At 62.9% G+C, this 21,003-nt stretch carries 16 protein-coding genes, 3 rRNA genes and 1 pseudogene; 17 read left to right on the top strand and 3 right to left on the bottom strand.

Annotated features, from left to right (window positions below):
- From A5622_RS04755 to A5622_RS04700, 12 genes and pseudogenes are all read left to right on the top strand, one after another.
- Positions 1 to 472, top strand: a 472-nt coding sequence (locus A5622_RS04755; RefSeq protein ID WP_066877013.1) for an L-threonylcarbamoyladenylate synthase, incomplete at its 5' end; no start/stop codon positions are given.
- A 28-nt stretch (positions 473 to 500) separates the two neighbouring features.
- A pseudogene (locus A5622_RS04750) lies at positions 501 to 1,710 on the top strand (glycosyltransferase family 4 protein); the annotation flags it as partial.
- Between the two features lie 215 nt (positions 1,711 to 1,925).
- Positions 1,926 to 2,417, top strand: a complete 492-nt coding sequence (locus A5622_RS04745; protein WP_066864568.1) for an ATP synthase subunit I — start codon at positions 1,926 to 1,928, stop codon at positions 2,415 to 2,417.
- Positions 2,414 to 3,172, top strand: coding sequence for a F0F1 ATP synthase subunit A (gene atpB / locus A5622_RS04740; RefSeq protein WP_066864573.1), 759 nt, complete (start codon positions 2,414 to 2,416; stop codon positions 3,170 to 3,172). The genes A5622_RS04745 and atpB overlap by 4 nt, the downstream gene beginning before the upstream one ends.
- A 95-nt stretch (positions 3,173 to 3,267) precedes the next feature.
- Entirely contained in the window at positions 3,268 to 3,513 is a 246-nt protein-coding gene (locus tag A5622_RS04735) for a F0F1 ATP synthase subunit C (protein WP_065052998.1), read from the top strand.
- A gap of 9 nt (positions 3,514 to 3,522) precedes the next feature.
- Positions 3,523 to 4,056, top strand: coding sequence for a F0F1 ATP synthase subunit B (locus A5622_RS04730; protein ID WP_066864576.1), 534 nt, complete (start codon positions 3,523 to 3,525; stop codon positions 4,054 to 4,056).
- Between the two features lie 6 nt (positions 4,057 to 4,062).
- Positions 4,063 to 5,403, top strand: coding sequence for a F0F1 ATP synthase subunit B/delta (locus A5622_RS04725; protein WP_066877011.1), 1,341 nt, complete (start codon positions 4,063 to 4,065; stop codon positions 5,401 to 5,403).
- Positions 5,404 to 5,462: 59 nt separating this feature from the next.
- The gene (atpA, locus tag A5622_RS04720; RefSeq protein WP_066877009.1) at positions 5,463 to 7,151 is read left to right on the top strand and encodes a F0F1 ATP synthase subunit alpha; all 1,689 of its coding nucleotides are present in this window, start codon (positions 5,463 to 5,465) and stop codon (positions 7,149 to 7,151) included.
- Positions 7,152 to 7,157: 6 nt separating this feature from the next.
- Positions 7,158 to 8,066 carry a F0F1 ATP synthase subunit gamma gene (locus tag A5622_RS04715; RefSeq protein ID WP_066864584.1) on the top strand — a complete coding sequence of 303 codons (909 nt, stop codon included), beginning with the start codon at positions 7,158 to 7,160 and terminating at the stop codon, positions 8,064 to 8,066.
- A gap of 21 nt (positions 8,067 to 8,087) precedes the next feature.
- Positions 8,088 to 9,557 carry a F0F1 ATP synthase subunit beta gene (gene atpD, locus A5622_RS04710; protein ID WP_066877007.1) on the top strand — a complete coding sequence of 490 codons (1,470 nt, stop codon included), beginning with the start codon at positions 8,088 to 8,090 and terminating at the stop codon, positions 9,555 to 9,557.
- Between the two features lie 34 nt (positions 9,558 to 9,591).
- Positions 9,592 to 9,957 (top strand): F0F1 ATP synthase subunit epsilon, encoded by a 366-nt coding sequence (locus A5622_RS04705; protein ID WP_066864590.1) that lies wholly within the window; start codon positions 9,592 to 9,594, stop codon positions 9,955 to 9,957.
- Between the two features lie 17 nt (positions 9,958 to 9,974).
- Positions 9,975 to 10,418: a DUF2550 domain-containing protein gene (locus A5622_RS04700; protein WP_066864592.1), complete on the top strand. Its 444-nt coding sequence runs from the start codon at positions 9,975 to 9,977 to the stop codon at positions 10,416 to 10,418.
- A 30-nt stretch (positions 10,419 to 10,448) separates the two neighbouring features.
- Here A5622_RS04700 and A5622_RS04695 read toward each other — a convergent pair whose 3' ends face one another.
- Complete coding sequence (locus A5622_RS04695) at positions 10,449 to 11,021, bottom strand: cob(I)yrinic acid a,c-diamide adenosyltransferase (RefSeq protein ID WP_066864595.1); 573 nt, start codon at positions 11,019 to 11,021, stop codon at positions 10,449 to 10,451.
- Positions 11,022 to 11,089: 68 nt separating this feature from the next.
- Here A5622_RS04695 and murA point away from each other — a divergent pair, with 68 nt between their 5' ends.
- The 4 genes from murA to rrf all read left to right on the top strand — a co-directional run bounded on the left by murA (position 11,090) and on the right by rrf (position 17,830).
- Complete coding sequence (gene murA / locus A5622_RS04690) at positions 11,090 to 12,343, top strand: UDP-N-acetylglucosamine 1-carboxyvinyltransferase (protein WP_066864597.1); 1,254 nt, start codon at positions 11,090 to 11,092, stop codon at positions 12,341 to 12,343.
- Between the two features lie 370 nt (positions 12,344 to 12,713).
- A 16S ribosomal RNA gene (locus A5622_RS04685) occupies positions 12,714 to 14,244 on the top strand.
- A gap of 283 nt (positions 14,245 to 14,527) precedes the next feature.
- Positions 14,528 to 17,637, top strand: a 23S ribosomal RNA gene (locus A5622_RS04680).
- 80 nt (positions 17,638 to 17,717) lie between these two features.
- Positions 17,718 to 17,830: ribosomal RNA gene (gene rrf, locus A5622_RS04675) — 5S ribosomal RNA — on the top strand.
- The 16S, 23S and 5S rRNA genes sit together here, the layout of an rRNA operon.
- 46 nt (positions 17,831 to 17,876) lie before the next feature.
- Here the strand turns inward: rrf and A5622_RS04670 are convergent.
- Together A5622_RS04670 and A5622_RS04665 are read right to left on the bottom strand one after the other, a co-directional pair.
- The gene (locus tag A5622_RS04670; protein WP_066864600.1) at positions 17,877 to 18,368 is read right to left on the bottom strand and encodes a methylated-DNA--[protein]-cysteine S-methyltransferase; all 492 of its coding nucleotides are present in this window, start codon (positions 18,366 to 18,368) and stop codon (positions 17,877 to 17,879) included.
- 80 nt (positions 18,369 to 18,448) lie between these two features.
- Positions 18,449 to 19,936, bottom strand: a complete 1,488-nt coding sequence (locus A5622_RS04665) for a DNA-3-methyladenine glycosylase 2 family protein (RefSeq protein ID WP_066877005.1) — start codon at positions 19,934 to 19,936, stop codon at positions 18,449 to 18,451.
- 227 nt (positions 19,937 to 20,163) lie between these two features.
- Here A5622_RS04665 and A5622_RS04660 point away from each other — a divergent pair.
- On the top strand, positions 20,164 to 21,003 hold an 840-nt coding region (locus A5622_RS04660), incomplete at its 3' end, for a diguanylate cyclase domain-containing protein (protein WP_232002867.1).

Raw genomic sequence — 21,003 nt, 5'->3', positions numbered from 1 at the left:
GCCGGTGGGCGTGCTGGTCGGCTCCTGGCACACCATCGAGGGGCTCGTGTACACCATGCCGCACGGGGCCCGCGACCTGATCCGCGCCTTCTGGCCGGGCGCGTTGAGCCTGGTGGTCACCCAGGCGCCGTCGCTGCAGTGGGACCTCGGCGACGCGCGCGGCACCGTGATGCTGCGCATGCCGCTGCATCCCGTGGCCATCGAGCTGCTGCGCGAAGTCGGGCCCCTGGCGGTGTCCAGCGCCAACGTCTCCGGACGCCCGGCCGCCGTGGACGCCAACGAGGCGCGCAGCCAGCTCGGCGATCTGGTCGACGTCTACCTGGCAGCGGGTCCGTCAGCACAGGGCGCTGCCTCCACGATCGTCGACCTGACCGGGGCCACGCCGCGGATTCTGCGGCCGGGCCCGGTGAGCGCGGAGCGGATCGCGGAAGTGCTCGCCCTCGACCCGGAAAGCTTGACCGCCCAGGCCTGACTGGAGCGGTTGTCGAGGTCCCAGGTTTGTCCAGTACGGTCTCGGTGATGTCCAGCGACGTAACCAACCTTGCCGGGGGTTTACTCGCGCTGGGCGACCGCGGCGCCGGTGTTCCGCTTCGCGAATTGGCGCTGGTCGGGCTGACCGCAGCCATCATCACGTACTTCGCCACCGGCCCGGTGCGGGTGCTGGCCACCCGGCTGGGCGCGGTCGCCTATCCGCGGGAGCGCGACGTCCACGTCACGCCGACCCCCCGGATGGGTGGGCTGGCGATGTTTCTCGGCGTCATCACGGCCGTCTTTCTGGCGTCCCAGCTTCCGGCGCTCACGCGTGGGTTCGTCTACTCCACCGGTATGCCCGCGGTCCTGGTGGCCGGCGCGGTCATCATGGGCATCGGCCTCATCGACGACCGTTGGGGCCTCGACGCGCTGACCAAGTTCGCCGGCCAGATCACCGCGGCCAGCGTGCTGGTCACCATGGGCGTGGCGTGGAGCGTCCTGTACATCCCTATCGGCGGCGTGGGCACCATCGTGCTCGATCAGGCCTCGTCGATCCTGCTGACCCTGGCGCTCACCGTGTCGGTCGTCAACGCGATGAACTTCGTCGACGGGCTCGACGGCCTGGCGGCCGGGCTGGGACTGATCACCGCGCTGGCAATCTGCATGTTCTCGGTCGGGCTGCTGCGCGACCACGGCGGTGACGTCCTGTTCTATCCGCCCGCGGTGATCTCGGTGGTGCTCGCCGGGGCATGCCTGGGCTTCCTGCCGCACAACTTCCACCGCGCCAAGATCTTCATGGGCGACTCCGGCTCGATGCTGATCGGCCTGATGCTGTCGGCCGCGTCCACGACGGCCGCCGGGCCCGTCTCGCAGAACGCCTACGGCGCGCGCGACGTGTTCGTCCTGCTGTCCCCGTTCTTGCTGGTCGCGGCCGTCATCTTCGTGCCGATGCTCGATTTGCTGCTGGCGATCGTGCGCCGCACACGCGCGGGCCGCAGCGCGTTCAGCCCCGACAAGATGCATCTGCACCATCGGTTGCTGCAGATCGGTCATTCGCACCGCCGGGTGGTGTTGCTGATCTATCTGTGGGTGGGCATCGTCGCGTTCGGCGCCGCCAGCACAATCTTTTTCCGTCCGCGCGATACCGCCGCGGTGATGCTTGGCGCCATCGTGGTGGCCGGCATCGCGACGGCGATCCCGCTGTTGCGCCGGGGCGACGACTACTACGACGAAGGGTAGTAGTGGGGTCCGGCATGTGGTACGGTGCTGGTAGAACCCCAAAAAGCCGCGCAGGCTACCGGCCCATCGGAGGCCAATCCGACCGGGCTGGTTCAAGACCGGCCTCGGGAGATACCCCTTGGGTGATTCAAGTGTGACGTGCGATACGCTCGGCGGACCACCGATCAGTCGGTCGGGGGGTTCCCGTTCCATCAACCTGGGATTGAGGTGCTGCAGTGACGACACCAGCGCAGGACGCGCCGTTGGTGTTTCCCTCTGTTGCTTTCCGTCCGGTTCGGCTCTTCGCGATCAGCATTGCCATCACTGCGGTGGCGGTGCTCGCCGCCGGGCTGTCCGGCCACCTGATGGTCGGCGTCTTCTTCGGCGTCGGACTTCTCCTGGGTTTGCTCAACGCAGTATTGGTGCGTCGCTCGGTTGAATCGATCACCGCCAAGGACCACCCGCTGAAAAGGTCAATGGCGGTCAACTCGGCGTCACGGCTGGCCATCATCACGGTCTTCGGGCTGATCATCGCCTACGTCTTTCGCCCCGCCGGCCTGGGCGTCATGTTCGGGTTGGCGCTTTTCCAGGTCCTGTTGGTTGCCTCGACAGCGCTCCCGGTGTGGAAGAAGCTGCGCGCGGGTGACTGGGCGGAGCCATCGGACGGCGCCGAAGGCGGCGTGATCGCAGGGTCGGACGGAACGGAAGATAAGGAACAGCAACGATGACTGGCACGACGTTCCTGGCCGAGTCGGCAATCGAGGTTGGCGAGCACAATAAGGCCACGTGGCTTGGCCTGACCGTCAACACCGACACGATTCTGTCGACCGCGATCGCCGCGGTGATCGTGCTCGGGCTGGCCTTCTTCTTGCGCGCGAAGATCACTTCCAAGGGCGTGCCGAGTGGCGTTCAGCTGTTCTGGGAGGCGATCACCGAACAGATGCGCGGACAGATCGAGAGCGCTATCGGCATGCGGATCGCCCCGTTCGTGCTGCCGTTGGCCGTCACGATCTTCGTGTTCATTCTGATCTCCAACTGGCTGTCGGTCCTCCCGCTGCAATACAAGGACAAATCCGGGCACGCGAGCGAGCTGCTGAAGTCGGCGGCGGCGGACATCAATTACGTTCTGGCGCTGGCCCTTTTCGTCTTCGTCTGCTATCACGTGGCGGGCATCTGGCGCCGCGGCATAATCGGGCATCCGCTGGCGGTGGTCAAGGGTCACGTGGCGTTCCTGGCGCCGATCAACCTCGTCGAAGAGCTCGCCAAGCCCATCTCGCTGTCGCTCCGACTTTTCGGCAACATCTTCGCCGGCGGCATTCTGGTCGCGCTGATCGCGATGTTCCCGCCGTACATCATGTGGGCGCCCAACGCGATCTGGAAGGCCTTCGACCTTTTCGTCGGGGCGATCCAGGCCTTCATCTTCTCGATCCTGACCATCCTGTACTTCAGTCAGTCGATGGAGATCGAGGACCACCATGACTGAGACGCCCATGAATTGTTTTGTCCCACGCACCATTACAGAGGCTCGGTAGACCGCTACCGGATAAGCCCCAAATAAAGGAGGAAAGAATGGCAGGCATGGACCCTCAAATCGCTGCCGCCGCTCTCATCGGCGGAGGCCTGATCATGGGTGGCGGTGCGATCGGCGCCGGCATCGGTGACGGCATCGCTGGTAACGCGCTGGTTTCGGGTATCGCCCGGCAACCCGAGGCGCAGGGCCGGCTGTTCACGCCGTTCTTCATCACGGTCGGTCTGGTCGAGGCGGCCTACTTCATCAACCTGGCGTTCATGGCGTTGTTCGTCTTCGCTACCCCGGTCAAGTAATTCGCTGCAATGCGTGACGCGAGTCTGAGCATTTTGGCATCCAGCCAGGTGGTGGCCGAGGGAGGCAACAACTTCCTCGTCCCCAACGGCACCTTCTTCTTCGTGCTGGCGATCTTCCTGATCGTGCTGGCCGTCATCGGCACATTCGTCGTGCCGCCGGTGATGAGGGTCTTGCACGAGCGCGAGGCCATGGTCGCCAAGACGGCTGCTGACAACAAGAAGGCGACCGAGCAATTCGAAGCGGCCAAGGCCGACTACGAAGAAGCCCTGAGCGAGGCGCGGGTTCAGGCGTCGTCGTTGCGCGACAATGCCCGCGCCGAAGGTCGTAAGGTGGTCGAAGACGCGCGCGCCCGTGCCGAACAACAGGTGATGTCGACGTTGCAAATGGCATCTGAGCAATTGAAGCGGGAGAGGGACGCCGTGGAACTGGATCTGCGTGCCAATGTGGCGTCGATGTCGGCGACGTTGGCAAGTCGCATCCTCGGCGTCGACGTCGCCCCCGCCGCCACGACCACATCCGCAACCAAGACATCCGGACGGTAAATACGTATGTCGACTTTCATCGGCCAGTTGGTGGGCTTTGCGGCCATCGTGTTTCTGGTGGTGCGCTATGTCGTGCCCCCAGTGCGTCGGCTGATGGCCGCGCGGCAAGACGCCGTGCGCCAACAGCTGAAAGACGCTGCGACGGCGAGTGATCGGCTGACCGAGTCGACCACGGCGCACACCAAGGCCGTGGAGGATGCGAAGACGGAGGGCGAACGGGTCGTCGAGGAGGCCCGCACCGACGCGGGGCGCATCGTCGAGCAGTTACGGGCCCAGGCCGATGTCGAGTCCGATCGCATCAACGCACAGGGCAGCCGTCAGGTCGACCTCTTGCGCACCCAGTTGAGCCGGCAGCTCCGGTTGGAACTCGGCCACGAAGCGGTGCGCCAGGCGGGCGAGTTGGTGCGCAACTACGTCGCCGACTCCGAACAGCAGTCGGCCACCGTCGACCGGTTCCTCGACGAACTAGACGAGATGGCGCCCGTTGCGGCTGACGTCCAGTATCCGTTGATGACCAAGATGCGTTCGTCGAGTCGCATCGCGCTGGGCAACCTGTCGGACAAGTTCGGCACCCTAGCCAAAGACCTTGACAACAAAGGGCTTTCGACTGTCTCCGGTGAGCTGGTAGAAGTTGCTCAGATGCTGGACCGCGAGATCGTCGTCACGCGGTATCTCACCGTTCCCGCCGAGGATGGCGCCCCCAGGGTCCGGTTGATCGAAAGACTGGTCTCCGGCAAGGTCGGCGACGCGACGCTCGAGGTGCTGCGCGCGGCGGTCTCGGAGCGTTGGTCGGCCAACTCCGATCTGGTCGATGCCATCGAACACGTGTCTCGGCAGGCGCTGCTCGAAGTCGCCGAACGCGAGGACAAGGTCGACGAGGTCGAAGAACAGCTGTTCCGGTTCTCCCGCGCCCTCGACGCGGAGCCGCGGCTGGCGATCCTGCTGGGCGACTACTCCGTTCCGGTGGAAGGGCGAGTCGGCCTCCTGCGCAAGGTGCTTGAGAGCGCGAGCGGACGGGTCAATCCGATCACGATGGCACTGCTGACCCAGACTGTGGAGCTGCTGAGGGGCCAGAACGCCGACGAGGCCATCCAGTTCCTGGCGGAGGTTGCGGTGGCGCGCCGCGGCGAGATCGTGGCGCAAGTCAGCGCCGCAGCCGAACTCAGCGATGCGCAGCGCACCCGCCTCACCGACGTGCTCGGCCGCATCTACGACCACCCGGTGGCGGTGCAGCTCCAGATCGATGCCGAACTGCTGGGCGGGCTGCTCATCTCCGTGGCCGACGAAGTGATCGACGGAACGCTCGCTTCTCGACTTGCCGCGGCCCAGGCTCAACTGCCCGACTAACCACCATCGACCAATCACAATCCCACGCGAACCAAGATCAAGTAGGAAGACGAATAGCCATGGCCGAGTTGACCATCTCCGCTGAGGACATCCAGAGCGCCATCGAGGAGTACGTAGGCTCCTTCGCGTCCGACACCGCCCGCGAGGAGGTCGGCTCGGTCATCGAGGCCGGGGACGGTATCGCGCACGTCGAGGGTTTGCCCTCCGTCATGACCCAAGAGTTGCTCGAGTTCCCCGGCGGGGTCCTCGGCGTCGCCCTGAACCTCGATGAACACGACATCGGCGCGGTGATCCTGGGTGACTTCGAGAAAATCGAAGAAGGCCAACAGGTCAAGCGCACCGGCGAGGTCCTGTCGGTGCCCGTCGGCGACGCGTTCCTAGGGCGCGTGGTCAATCCGCTCGGCCAGCCGATCGACGGCCAGGGCGACATCGATACCGACATTCGCCGCGCGCTGGAGATCCAGGCGCCGTCGGTGGTGCAGCGGCAGAGCGTGAGCGAGCCGCTGCAGACCGGGATCAAGGCCATCGACGCGATGACCCCGATCGGGCGCGGCCAGCGCCAGCTGATCATCGGTGACCGCAAGACCGGCAAGACCGCCGTCTGCGTGGATACCATCCTCAACCAGCGGGAGAACTGGGAGTCGGGCGACGAACGCAAGCAGGTGCGCTGCGTGTACGTGGCCATCGGCCAGAAGGGCACCACGATCGCCTCGGTCCGACGCGCGCTCGACGAGGGTGGCGCCATGGACTACACCACCATCGTGGCGGCGCCGGCATCCGACTCCGCCGGCTTCAAATGGCTTGCGCCGTACACGGGTTCGGCGATTGCCCAGCACTGGATGTACGAGGGCAAGCACGTGCTGATCGTCTTCGACGACCTGAGCAAGCAGGCCGAGGCCTACCGCGCCATTTCCCTGCTGCTCCGCCGTCCGCCGGGTCGCGAGGCGTACCCCGGCGACGTCTTCTACCTGCACTCCCGCCTGCTGGAGCGTTGCGCCAAGCTGTCCGACGACCTCGGTGGCGGCTCGCTGACCGGGTTGCCGGTTATCGAGACCAAGGCGAACGACATCTCGGCCTACATCCCCACCAATGTCATCTCGATCACCGACGGCCAGTGCTTCCTGGAATCCGACCTGTTCAACCAGGGCGTGCGGCCGGCCATCAACGTCGGTGTCTCGGTGTCCCGCGTGGGTGGTGCGGCGCAAATCAAGGCCATGAAGGAAGTCGCAGGCTCGTTGCGTCTAGACCTGTCGCAGTACCGGGAGCTGGAGTCCTTCGCCGCATTCGCCTCAGATCTGGACGCGACGTCCAAGGCCCAGCTGGAGCGCGGTGAACGCCTGGTCGAGCTGTTGAAGCAGCCTCAGTACCAACCCATGCCGGTTGAGGAGCAGGTGGTGTCGATCTTCCTGGGCACCGGCGGTCACCTGGACTCGGTGCCCGTCGAGGACGTCCGACGTTTCGAGACCGAGCTGCTGGATCACATGCGGGCCTCGGAAGAGAAGTTCCTGGCCGGCGTCCGCGACAGCGGCAAGCTCTCCGAAGAGGGCGAGAACCAGCTCACCGAGATCATCAACAACTTCAAGAAGGGCTTCGCGGCCACCGGTGGCGGCTCGGTCGTGCCCGACGAGCACGTCGAGCCCCTGGACGAAGAGGATCTGGAGAAAGAGTCCGTACAGGTCAAGAAGGAGAAGCCGAAGGACAAGAAGGAATCCAAGGATTCCAAGGCCTCCGGCAAGGACAAGAAGTAGCTACCGATGGCGGCAACACTTCGCGAATTACGGGGCCGGATCCGTTCGGCCGGGTCGATCAAGAAGATCACCAAGGCCCAGGAGATGATCGCGACCTCGCGCATCGGCAAGGCGCAGGCCCGGCTGGAATCCGCCCGGCCTTACGCATTCCAGATCACGTCGATGCTCACCACGTTGTCCTCCGAAGCCGCTTTGGACCATCCGTTGTTGGTCGAGCGTGACGAGCCGAAGCGCGCCGGCGTCCTGGTGGTGTCCTCGGACCGCGGTCTGTGCGGCGCGTACAACTCAAGCATCTTCCGCCGTGCCGAGGAACTGTTCTCGTTGCTGCGGGAGGAGGGCAAGACACCCATCGTTTACACGGTGGGCCGGAAGGCGCAGAACTACTTCAAGTTCCGCAACTGGGACATCACCGAATCCTGGACGGGTTTCTCCGAGCAGCCCCAGGTGGAGAACGCCCAGGAGATCGCGTCCACTTTGGTCGAGAGCTTCATGGCCGGGGTCGGCGATGACGAGTCACAGGACGACCAGGGCGTCGACGAACTGCACATCGTCTACTCGGAATTCAAGTCGATGATGTCGCAGGCCGCGGTGGCCCATCGGATCGCTCCGCTGGTCATGGAATACGTCGAGGACACCGACGAACTCCACACCTTGTACTCGTTCGAACCAGACGCCACAACGCTTTTCGACGCGCTGCTGCCGCGGTATGTGACGACCCGGGTGTATGCCGCGTTGCTCGAATCGGCGGCATCGGAGCTCGCGTCGCGTCAACGAGCGATGAAGTCGGCGACCGACAACGCCGACGACCTGATCAAAGAGCTGACGTTGATGGCGAACCGGGAGCGCCAGGCTCAGATCACCCAGGAGATCAGCGAAATCGTCGGCGGCGCAAACGCGCTCGCCGACGCTCAGTAGCACACGAGGAAGAAGAAAAATATGGCTGCTACTACTGAAAGCACCGAGAAGACCGACAAGAAGTCGACCAAAGCCGACACCAACGGCCGCATCGTACGGGTGACCGGCCCCGTCGTCGACGTCGAGTTCCCGCGCGGCTCGGTACCCGAGCTATTCAACGCTCTCAACGCGGAGATCACGTTCGAGGAGCTCAAGAAGACCCTGACACTCGAGGTTGCGCAGCACTTGGGCGACAACCTCGTTCGGGCAATCTCGCTGCAGCCCACCGACGGCCTCGTGCGCGGCGTTGAGGTCACTGACTCCGGAAAGTCGATCTCGGTGCCGGTCGGTGAGGGCGTCAAGGGGCACGTCTTCAACGCCTTGGGCGACTGCCTGGATAAGCCAGGGTACGGCGAGGAGTTCGACCACTGGTCAATCCACCGCAAACCGCCGCCGTTCGAGGAGCTCGAGCCCCGCACCGAGATGCTCGAGACGGGTCTGAAGGTCGTCGACCTGCTCACCCCGTACGTGCGTGGTGGCAAGATCGCACTGTTCGGCGGTGCGGGCGTGGGCAAGACGGTGCTGATCCAGGAGATGATCAACCGTATCGCCCGAAACTTCGGTGGCACTTCGGTTTTCGCCGGCGTCGGTGAGCGCACCCGTGAGGGCAACGACCTGTGGGTCGAACTCAAGGAAGCAGACGTGCTCAAGGACACCGCGCTGGTGTTCGGTCAGATGGACGAGCCGCCCGGCACCCGCATGCGGGTGGCCCTGTCCGCGCTGACCATGGCGGAGTGGTTCCGTGACGAGGCCGGCCAGGACGTGTTGCTGTTCATCGACAACATCTTCCGGTTCACCCAGGCCGGATCCGAGGTCTCGACGCTGCTCGGTCGTATGCCGTCCGCGGTGGGTTACCAGCCGACGCTGGCCGACGAGATGGGTGAGCTGCAGGAGCGCATCACCTCGACGCGAGGCAAGTCGATCACGTCGATGCAGGCCGTTTATGTGCCCGCCGACGACTACACCGACCCGGCGCCGGCGACGACATTCGCGCACCTGGACGCCACCACCGAGCTCTCTCGAAACGTGTTCTCCAAGGGCATCTTCCCCGCGGTGGACCCCCTGGCGTCGAGCTCGACCATTCTGGACCCGAGTGTTGTCGGTGACGAGCACTACCGCGTTGCCCAGGAAGTCATCCGAATCTTGCAGCGGTACAAGGACCTGCAGGACATCATCGCGATCCTCGGTATCGACGAGTTGTCCGAAGAGGACAAGCAGCTCGTTCAGCGTGCACGACGGATCGAGCGATTCCTGTCGCAGAACATGATGGCGGCCGAGCAGTTCACCGGTCAGCCCGGTTCGACGGTACCGCTGAAGGAGACCATCGAGGCGTTCGACCGCCTAACCAAGGGCGATTTCGACCACATCCCGGAGCAGGCGTTCTTCTTGATCGGCGGCCTGGACGACTTGGCGAACAAGGCCGAAAGCTTTGGCGCCAAACTGGATTCCTGAGGCGTGAGCGAAAAGGCTCTGAAAGGCTCGTGGCATGGCGGATTTGAACGTTGAGATAGTCGCCGTCGATCGAAAGATCTGGTCGGGTGAGGCGACGTTTCTGTTCACCCGTACCACCGTCGGTGAGATCGGCATCCTGCCGCGGCACATCCCGCTGGTAGCGCAGTTGGTCGACGATGCAATGGTGCGCGTCGAACGAGACGGTGAAGACGATCTGCGGATCGCGGTGGACGGCGGATTTCTGTCCGTCACCGAGGAATCGGTGACAATCCTCGCCGAATCCGCCGAGTTCGAGTCGGAGATCGACGAAAGCGCCGCCAGAGAGGCTTCCGAGTCGGACGACCCGCGTATCGCCGCCAAGGGGCGCGCAAGGTTGCGCGCCGTCGGCGCGATCGACTAACCGCCTCGGTCCAGAGGATGAGCGCGCCCATGGTTGGGATGGTCGTGCTGGTCGTCGTGCTGGCAGGCGCCGTCGTCGCGCTGAGCTATCGATTGTGGAAGCTGCGCCAGGGCGGCACGGCGGGGATCATGCGAGACATTCCCGCGGTCGGAGGCCACGGCTGGCGCCACGGCGTAATCCGTTACCGCGGTGGGGAAGCCGCGTTCTACCGATTGTCCAGTCTGCGATTGTGGCCGGATCGACGGCTGAGCCGGCGAGGCGTCGAGATCGTCTCGAGGAGGGCGCCACGCGGCGACGAGTTCGACATCATGACCGACGAGATCGTCGTCATCGAGCTGCGTGACACCACCCAGGACCGCAGGTCCGGCTACGAGATCGCGCTCGACAAGGGCGCGTTGACGGCGTTTTTATCCTGGCTGGAGTCGCGTCCGTCGCCGCGGTCCCGCCGGCGCGGCCTCTAGCCGCGCCGCGTTGAGGCGATCGGACCCCTGCTAGCTTCCGGCCGCCGGTTTCCAGAGCACATCACCGTCGGGGTTGGCCACCCGCGACAGGATGAACAGCAGATCCGAGAGGCGGTTTAGGTATTTCGCGGGCAGCACGCTGACCTGCCCGGGCGCGGCATCGACCGCGGCCCACGCCGACCGCTCGGCTCGGCGCACCACGGTGCGAGCGACGTGCAGAAACGCCGACAACGGCGAACCACCGGGCAGCACAAACGAATTCAGCTTCGGCAAGGGCTCGTTGTACGTGTCACACCACTTTTCGAGCCGATCGATGTAAGGCTGGGTGACCCGCAGCGGGGGATATTCGGGGTTGTCGACCACGGGGGTCGACAGATCCGCGCCGGCGTCGAACAAGTCGTTTTGAATCTGGCGCAATACGCTGGTGAGCTGCTCGTCGGGCCGGCCGACGGCGACCGCGACACCGATCGCCGCGTTGGCTTCGTCGCAATCGGCGTAGGCCACCAGCCGGGGATCGTTCTTGGAGACCCGGGAGAAGTCGCTCAATCCCGTGGTGCCGTCGTCGCCGGTTCGCGTGTAGATGCGAGTCAGGTGTACAGCCATGAGCAAACCGTACTCGGGTGTGGCTCGGCCGACTGACAAGGCGATACCGCTTCACTAGACTGACGCGGGTGGCTGAGCGATTCGTGGTGACCGGCGGCAACCGGTTGTCAGGCGAAGTCGCAGTAGGGGGCGCGAAAAACAGCGTGCTCAAGCTGATGGCCGCAACGCTGCTGGCCGAAGGCACCAGCACGATCACCAACTGCCCCGACATCCTGGACGTGCCGTTGATGGCCGAGGTGCTGCGCGGGCTGGGCGCGACCGTCGAACTGGACGGCGACGTCGCCCGCATCACCTCTCCGGACGAGCCGAAATATGACGCCGACTTCGCCGCGGTCCGGCAGTTTCGCGCGTCGGTGTGCGTGCTGGGACCGCTGGTCGGCCGGTGCAAGCGCGCCCGTGTCGCGCTGCCCGGTGGTGACGCGATCGGTTCGCGCCCACTGGACATGCATCAGGCCGGCCTGCGCCAGCTCGGCGCGCAATGCAACATCGAGCACGGATGCGTGGTGGCGCAGGCCGATACGCTGCGCGGCGCGGAGATTCAGCTGGAGTTCCCCTCGGTGGGAGCCACCGAGAACATCCTGATGGCCGCGGTCGTGGCCGAGGGCGTGACCGTCATCCACAACGCGGCACGCGAGCCCGACGTCGTCGACCTGTGCACGATGTTGAACCAGATGGGCGCGCAGATCGAAGGCGCCGGTTCGCCGACCATGACCATCACCGGCGTCCCGAAGCTGCACCCGACCGAGCATCGCGTCATCGGGGATCGCATCGTCGCCGCCACGTGGGGGATCGCTGCCGCGATCACCCGCGGTGACATCACGGTGACGGGCATCGACCCGGCACACCTGCAGGTGGTGCTGCACAAATTGCACGACGCCGGCGCCACCGTGACCCAGACCGACGACAGCTTCCGGGTGGCGCAGTACGAGCGCCCCAAGGCCGTCAACGTGGCGACCCTGCCATATCCCGGATTTCCGACAGACCTGCAGCCGATGGCCATCGCCTTAGCCTCGATCGCCGACGGCACCTCGATGATCACCGAGAACGTATTCGAGGCGCGCTTTCGGTTCGTCGAGGAAATGATTCGTTTGGGCGCCGATGCCCGCACCGACGGACACCATGCCGTCGTTCGGGGGCTGCCGCAATTGTCGAGCGCGCCGGTGTGGTGTTCGGACATCCGGGCCGGCGCGGGCCTGGTATTGGCCGGGCTTGTCGCCGACGGAGACACCGAGGTCCACGACGTGTTCCACATCGATCGCGGCTACCCGTTGTTCGTGGAAAACCTGGCGATTTTGGGAGCGGAGATCGAGCGGGTACAGTAACCAAAGTCAGTGCCCCACAAGCGCGGTCACCAACGCGAAGGTGGACGAGAGCGGGGCCTTGACTCCCTCGCTGGATTGGTACTAGCCTGGCACGGCTGCTCCCGAGACGGTCTCTAGCAGATCAAAACTGGGAGTTGACTTACCTGCCGGATCTGTATTAAGCTGGCAGGGTTGCCCCAAAACGGGCGAAACAAGTGTTGTTTGAGAACTCAATAGTGTGTTTGGTCTTTTTATTTGTTGTTGTTTTTTGACCATACTTCGCACCCCCCGTGTGTGGGTATGGTCGTTTTTTTGATGCCAGTTTTTGGTGTCTTTTTGTTAGGTCAGATTATCTCTGATTTGAAATTCACCTCGTTCTGCGAGGAGATTTTGTTTGGAGAGTTTGATCCTGGCTCAGGACGAACGCTGGCGGCGTGCTTAACACATGCAAGTCGAACGGAAAGGCCTCTTCGGAGGTACTCGAGTGGCGAACGGGTGAGTAACACGTGGGCAATCTGCCCTGCACTTCGGGATAAGCCTGGGAAACTGGGTCTAATACCGGATAGGACCTTTAGACGCATGTCTTTTGGTGGAAAGCTTTTGCGGTGTGGGATGGGCCCGCGGCCTATCAGCTTGTTGGTGGGGTGATGGCCTACCAAGGCGACGACGGGTAGCCGGCCTGAGAGGGTGTCCGGCCACACTGGGACTGAGATACGGCCCAGACTCCTACGGGAGGCAGCAGTGGGGAATATTGCACAATGGGCGCAAGCCTGATGCAGCGACGCCGCGTGGGGGATGACGGCCTTCGGGTTGTAAACCTCTTTCACCATCGACGAAGGTCCGGGTTTTCTCGGATTGACGGTAGGTGGAGAAGAAGCACCGGCCAACTACGTGCCAGCAGCCGCGGTAATACGTAGGGTGCGAGCGTTGTCCGGAATTACTGGGCGTAAAGAGCTCGTAGGTGGTTTGTCGCGTTGTTCGTGAAATCTCACGGCTTAACTGTGAGCGTGCGGGCGATACGGGCAGACTAGAGTACTGCAGGGGAGACTGGAATTCCTGGTGTAGCGGTGGAATGCGCAGATATCAGGAGGAACACCGGTGGCGAAGGCGGGTCTCTGGGCAGTAACTGACGCTGAGGAGCGAAAGCGTGGGGAGCGAACAGGATTAGATACCCTGGTAGTCCACGCCGTAAACGGTGGGTACTAGGTGTGGGTTTCCTTCCTTGGGATCCGTGCCGTAGCTAACGCATTAAGTACCCCGCCTGGGGAGTACGGCCGCAAGGCTAAAACTCAAAGGAATTGACGGGGGCCCGCACAAGCGGCGGAGCATGTGGATTAATTCGATGCAACGCGAAGAACCTTACCTGGGTTTGACATGCACAGGACGCGTCTAGAGATAGGCGTTCCCTTGTGGCCTGTGTGCAGGTGGTGCATGGCTGTCGTCAGCTCGTGTCGTGAGATGTTGGGTTAAGTCCCGCAACGAGCGCAACCCTTGTCTCATGTTGCCAGCGGGTAATGCCGGGGACTCGTGAGAGACTGCCGGGGTCAACTCGGAGGAAGGTGGGGATGACGTCAAGTCATCATGCCCCTTATGTCCAGGGCTTCACACATGCTACAATGGCCGGTACAAAGGGCTGCGATGCCGTAAGGTTAAGCGAATCCTTTTAAAGCCGGTCTCAGTTCGGATTGGGGTCTGCAACTCGACCCCATGAAGTCGGAGTCGCTAGTAATCGCAGATCAGCAACGCTGCGGTGAATACGTTCCCGGGCCTTGTACACACCGCCCGTCACGTCATGAAAGTCGGTAACACCCGAAGCCAGTGGCCTAACCTTTTGGAGGGAGCTGTCGAAGGTGGGATCGGCGATTGGGACGAAGTCGTAACAAGGTAGCCGTACCGGAAGGTGCGGCTGGATCACCTCCTTTCTAAGGAGCACCACGAAAAGCACTTCAATTGGTGAAGTGCGAGCCGTGAGGGGTTCTCGTCTGTAGTGGACGAAAACCGGGTGCACAACAGCAAATGATTGCCAGACACACTATTGGGCCCTGAGACAACACTCGGTCGATCCGTGTGGAGTCCCTCCATCTTGGTGGTGGGGTGTGGTGTTTGAGTATTGGATAGTGGTTGCGAGCATCTAGATGAACGCGTGGTCCTTCGTGGCCGGCGTGTTCATCGAAATGTGTAATTTCTTTTTTAACTCTTGTGTGTAAGTAAGTGTTTAAGGGCGCATGGTGGATGCCTTGGCATCGAGAGCCGATGAAGGACGTGGGAGGCTGCGATATGCCTCGGGGAGCTGTCAACCAAGCATTGATCCGAGGATTTCCGAATGGGGAAACCCAGCACGAGTGATGTCGTGTTACCCGTATCTGAATATATAGGGTGCGGGAGGTAACGCGGGGAAGTGAAACATCTCAGTACCCGTAGGAGAAGAAAACAATTGTGATTCCGTCAGTAGTGGCGAGCGAACGCGGAACAGGCTAAACCGCACGCATGTATAACCGGGTAGGGGTTGTGTGCGCGGTGTTGTGGGATTGATATGTCTCAGCTCTACCTGGCTGAGGGGTAGTCAGAAAGTGTCGTGGTTAGCAGAAATGGCCTGGGATGGCCTGCCGTAGACGGTGAGAGCCCGGTACGCGAAAACCCGTCACCTACCTTGTATCAACTCCCGAGTAGCAGCGGGCCCGTGGAATCTGCTGTGAATCTGCCGGGACCACCCGGTAAGCCTAAATACTTCTCGATGACCGATAGCGGATTAGTACCGTGAGGGAATGGTGAAAAGTACCCCGGGAGGGGAGTGAAATAGTACCTGAAACCGTGTGCCTACAATCCGTCAAAGCCTCCTCGTGGGGTGATGGCGTGCCTTTTGAAGAATGAGCCTGCGAGTCAGGGACACGTCGCGAGGTTAACCCGTGCGGGGTAGCCGCAGCGAAAGCGAGTCTGAATAGGGCGCATCCCCTTTGGGGTGTAGTGGCGTGTTCTGGACCCGAAGCGGAGTGATCTACCCATGGCCAGGGTGAAGCGCGGGTAAGACCGCGTGGAGGCCCGAACCCACTTAGGTTGAAGACTGAGGGGATGAGCTGTGGGTAGGGGTGAAAGGCCAATCAAACTCCGTGATAGCTGGTTCTCCCCGAAATGCATTTAGGTGCAGCGTTGCGTGGTTCACCACGGAGGTAGAGCTACTGGATGGCCGATGGGCCCTACTAGGTTACTGACGTCAGCCAAACTCCGAATGCCGTGGTGTAAAGCGTGGCAGTGAGACGGCGGGGGATAAGCTCCGTACGTCGAAAGGGAAACAGCCCAGATCGCCGGCTAAGGCCCCTAAGCGTGTGCTAAGTGGAAAAGGATGTGTAGTCGCAGAGACAACCAGGAGGTTGGCTTAGAAGCAGCCACCCTTGAAAGAGTGCGTAATAGCTCACTGGTCAAGTGATTATGCGCCGATAATGTAGCGGGGCTCAAGCACACCGCCGAAGCCGCGGCACATTCACGTCTACGTGAATGTGGGTAGGGGAGCGTCCCTCATTCAGCGAAGCCTCCGGGTAACCGGTGGTGGAGGGTGGGGGAGTGAGAATGCAGGCATGAGTAGCGATAAGGCAAGTGAGAACCTTGCCCGCCGTAAGACCAAGGGTTCCTGGGCCAGGCCAGTCCGCCCAGGGTGAGTCGGGACCTAAGGCGAGGCCGACAGGCGTAGTCGATGGACAACGGGTTGATATTCCCGTACCCGTGTATAGGCGTCCCTGATGAATCAGCGGTACTAACCACCCAAAACCGGATCGACCATTCCCCTTCGGGGGCATGGAGTTTCGGGGCTGCGTGGGACCTTCGCTGGTAGTAGTCAAGCGATGGGGTGACGCAGGAAGGTAGCCGTACCAGTCAGTGGTAATACTGGGGCAAGCCCGTAGGGAGAGCGATAGGCAAATCCGTCGCTCATTAATCCCGAGAGGTGATGCATAGCCGATTGAGGCGAATTCGGTGATCCTCTGCTGCCAAGAAAAGCCTCTAGCGAGCACATACACGGCCCGTACCCCAAACCAACACAGGTGGTCAGGTAGAGAATACCAAGGCGTACGAGATAACTATGGTTAAGGAACTCGGCAAAATGCCCCCGTAACTTCGGGAGAAGGGGGGCCGGAATACCGTGAACACCCTTGCGGTGGGAGCGGGATTCGGCCGCAGAAACCAGTGGGTAGCGACTGTTTACTAAAAACACAGGTCCGTGCGAAGTCGCAAGACGATGTATACGGACTGACGCCTGCCCGGTGCTGGAAGGTTAAGAGGACCCGTTAACCGTAAGGTGAAGCGGAGAATTTAAGCCCCAGTAAACGGCGGTGGTAACTATAACCATCCTAAGGTAGCGAAATTCCTTGTCGGGTAAGTTCCGACCTGCACGAATGGCGTAACGACTTCCCAACTGTCTCAACCATAGACTCGGCGAAATTGCACTACGAGTAAAGATGCTCGTTACGCGCGGCAGGACGAAAAGACCCCGGGACCTTCACTACAACTTGGTATTGGTGTTCGGTACGGTTTGTGTAGGATAGGTGGGAGACTGTGAAGTACAGACGCCAGTTTGTATGGAGTCGTTGTTGAAATACCACTCTGATCGTATTGGACACCTAACGTCGAACCCTTATCGGGTTCACGGACAGTGCCTGGCGGGTAGTTTAACTGGGGCGGTTGCCTCCTAAAATGTAACGGAGGCGCCCAAAGGTTCCCTCAACCTGGACGGCAATCAGGTGTTGAGTGTAAGTGCACAAGGGAGCTTGACTGCGAGACTTACAAGTCAAGCAGGGACGAAAGTCGGGACTAGTGATCCGGCACCTCTGAGTGGAAGGGGTGTCGCTCAACGGATAAAAGGTACCCCGGGGATAACAGGCTGATCTTCCCCAAGAGTCCATATCGACGGGATGGTTTGGCACCTCGATGTCGGCTCGTCGCATCCTGGGGCTGGAGCAGGTCCCAAGGGTTGGGCTGTTCGCCCATTAAAGCGGCACGCGAGCTGGGTTTAGAACGTCGTGAGACAGTTCGGTCTCTATCCGCCGCGCGCGTCAGAAACTTGAGGAAACCTGTCCCTAGTACGAGAGGACCGGGACGGACGAACCTCTGGTATACCAGTTGTCCCACCAGGGGCACGGCTGGATAGCCACGTTCGGACAGGATAACCGCTGAAAGCATCTAAGCGGGAAACCTTCTCCAAGATCAGGTTTCTCACCCTTTTAGAGGGATAAGGCCCCCCGCAGACCACGGGTTCGATAGGCCAGACCTGGAAGCCCAGTAATGGGTGCAGGGAACTGGCACTAACCGGCCGAAAACTTACCAACACACAATCGCAACCACAGTCCAATTCACGGCAGCAATGCCGCGAACACCGCACCCCCCACCAAACAAATTTAAATAGAGTTACGGCGGCCACAGCGACAGGGAAACGCCCGGTCCCATTCCGAACCCGGAAGCTAAGCCTGTCAGCGCCGATGATACTGCCCATACGGGTGGAAAAGTAGGACACCGCCGAACATACACAAAAACACCCCCGGCAACGGGGGTGTTTTTGCATGCGCAATTAGTCGAAAAGTGTCAAAGTCACCCGTTGCTTTTCTAATTCGAGCAATGTGCGCTTTCGGCCGAGTCCGCCGCCGAAGCCCGTGAGGCTTCCATTGGCACCGATGACGCGATGGCAGGGAACGACGATGGCGATCGGGTTGTGGCCGTTGGCCAACCCGACGGCGCGGGCGGCGCCCGGCGCTCCGATCTGCTCGGCGATTTCGCCGTACGAGCGCGTTTCGCCGTACGGAATGGTCAGCAGCGCCCGCCATACTCGGCGCTGAAATTCGGTGCCGCGCAGGTCGAGCTCGACATCAAAATTCGTCAGCTCGCCGGCGAAATACGCGGCGAGTTGTTCGACAGCCTCACCGAACGCCCGGGGGTTCGGTGACCAGCCGGCGCGGCTCGGTTCATAGGTCTGGTCGACCATTCGCAGATTGGTCAGCACGGAGCCGCGACCGGCCAGGGTCAGCAGCCCGATCGGGCTGTCGATGGTGCGGTACTCGATCATGTGCGCCACTCCTCTCCCCGCAAGCGGGAGGTCCCCCGCAAGCGGGAGGTCTCCCCCCGCTGCCTCGTCGCCGGCGCGAATCATGCGACCTCCTGTGGCGGCCAATGGTTTACCGGATGCTCGAGAGTGGTCCAAAGGTATTGGGTGGCATAGGAACGCCACGGTCGCCACCGCGCGGCGCGTGCGGCGAGGGACCGTTCGTCGGACGGCAGGCCCAGCTGTTCGGCGGCCAGGCGCACGCCCAGATCGCTGGCGGGAAACGCGTCGGGATCGCCGAGGCCGCGCATCGCGATGACCTCCGCGGTCCACGGGCCCACCCCGGGCAGGGCGAGCAGTTGCGTTCGGGCCCTTTCCCAGTCGCACCCGGGGCTCAGCACCACACTGCCGTCGGCGAGGCCGGCGACCAAAGCGCTCAGGGTTCGTTGCCGGGCTCTGGGCACCGCCAGATGAACCGGATCGATCTCGGCCAACTGCTCGACGGACGGGAAGGTGTGGGTCAGCGATCCCTCCCGATCGTCGATCGGCTGCCCATAGGCAGCGACCAGGCGGCCCGCATGGGTGCCCGCCGCCTTGGTGGACACCTGCTGGCCCAGCACCGCGCGCACCGCGAGCTCGGCCTCGTCGACCGTGCGCGGAATTCGCTGTCCGGGCGCCTTGGCTACGACGGCGGCGAACTCGTCGTCCGCGCCGAGCGCATCGTCCACGGCTTGCGGGTCGGCATCGAGGTCCAGCAGACGCCGGCAGCGCGCGATGGCCGTCGTCAGATCGCGAAAGTCGTCGAGCACGAGCACGCAACGGACGTGATCGAGGGCGGGCGTCAGGGCGACGATCGCGTTGCCGAACGGCAGGCGCAGGCTGCGCCGATAGGCGCCATCGCGGATCTCCTCACAACCGGGAACCGTGCCCGCCGCCAGATGACCGAAGACACCGGCGTACGCGAAGGGCGTGCGCACCGGGAGCCGGAGGCTCACCGTGCCAGGCGAATTCGGGGCCGACGCGGCGCGTGTCACCGCGCGCCGCCGCAGCGCGCTCGGTGTGTTCTCGAACACCGAGCGCACGGTGTCGTTGAACTGACGGATGCTGGAAAAGCCCGCGGCGAATGCGACGTCGCCGAACGGCAGATCCGTCGTCTCGATCAGCACGCGCGCGGTTTGCGCCCGTTGCGCGCGGGCCAGGGCTAGCGGGCCGGCCCCCACCTCGGCCTGCAGGAGGCGCTCCAGCTGCCGGGTGGTGTAACCGAGTTCGGCGGCCAGGCCGGTGACTCCCGCACGGTCCACCGCGCCGTCGGCGATCAGCCGCATCGTTCGCGCCACGATGTCATCCCGCACGTTCCATTCGGGAGACCCCGGGGAGGCGTCGGGCCGGCACCGCTTGCACGCGCGGAAGCCGGCGCGCTGCGCGGCCGCCGCGGTCGGATAAAACCGCACGTTCCGGGCGAACGGTGGCCGCACGGGGCAGCTGGGCCGGCAATAGATCCGGGTGGTCAGCACCGCGGTGACGAACCAGCCGTCGAACCGGGCGTCCTTGGACTGGACGGCGCGGTAGCAGCGTTCGAAATCGTCGTGCACGGTTCCACACTTACACCCAGCCCCCGACAAAACTGGCGGAAAAGCGACATCGTCGTGGGATGCACCCGCGCGACCTATTCAACCTGGTGGGCGGTGCACCATCCGATGCGCCTTTCTCGTCCATTCGAGCTATTTCCAGCGCGCGATGGTATTAACTGTGACGCAACTCGCTGGCTCCTTTGCTATCGCCCGAACCGGGGTGAGCGAGTTCGGGGAAAGGCGAACCGATGACGCGGCTAGCGACGTGGTGGGCGCAAGACGACCACTTCGATTGGCTGACAGGTTATTTGCAGGCCCACGGGCTCAGCACGAGCACCCGCAGGGTTCTCGCCGTGGTGGCGTCCTCGTTGGTATTGGTGCCCGTCAACGTGCTGTACGGGCCCGTCCCGTTGTATCCGCGTGTGGCGCTGGCGGTTTCGGTCGTCGCCGCCGTCTTGGGGCTGGGCATGGCGGCGTTGTGGTTGAGCGGGTGGCCCACCCGACGACAGTCCATCTTCTACATCCTGACCGGCGCCATATCCATTGGTGGCGGTTGTCTGTGGCAGCCTCAGCCACTCGTGGGGCTGATGTCGTGCTCGGCGTTATCGGTCACCGGCGGCTACATCGCGTTCTTCCACACGGTCCGGCTCATGGCGCTGAATTTCGTTCTGGCCAGCGCGATCGGGGCCTGGCAGGCGGTGCGGCTGGCCGCCAGCGGACAGACCCTGCTGGCCTTCACCGGTTACTTTCTGGTCCTGGAACTCAACGTGGTCGTGCCGCTCGCCATCCAGGTCGTGGTGCGCGCGCTGTGGATGGACCTCTTGCGCGCGAACCGTGACCCGCTGACCGGTCTGCTGAACCGGAGAGCCTGCGACCGGGCCATTGTCGGCCGAATGCTGGCCGGCGCCCATCACATGTTTCTGGCGGTCGCCATGGTCGATCTCGACCGCTTCAAAGAGCTCAACGACAGTCGCGGACACGCCGCCGGCGACGAGGCGCTGATCGCTGTGGCGGGCACCTTGACCAACGAGGACGCCACCACGGCGAGAACCCTGCGGGTGCTCGTGCTGAGCCCGTGGGCCTGCAAA

The organism is Mycobacterium sp. 1245801.1 (genome assembly GCF_001673055.1).
GTDB lineage: Bacteria > Actinomycetota > Actinomycetes > Mycobacteriales > Mycobacteriaceae > Mycobacterium > Mycobacterium europaeum_A.
This window is presented reverse-complemented; position numbering and strand designations above follow the sequence as displayed.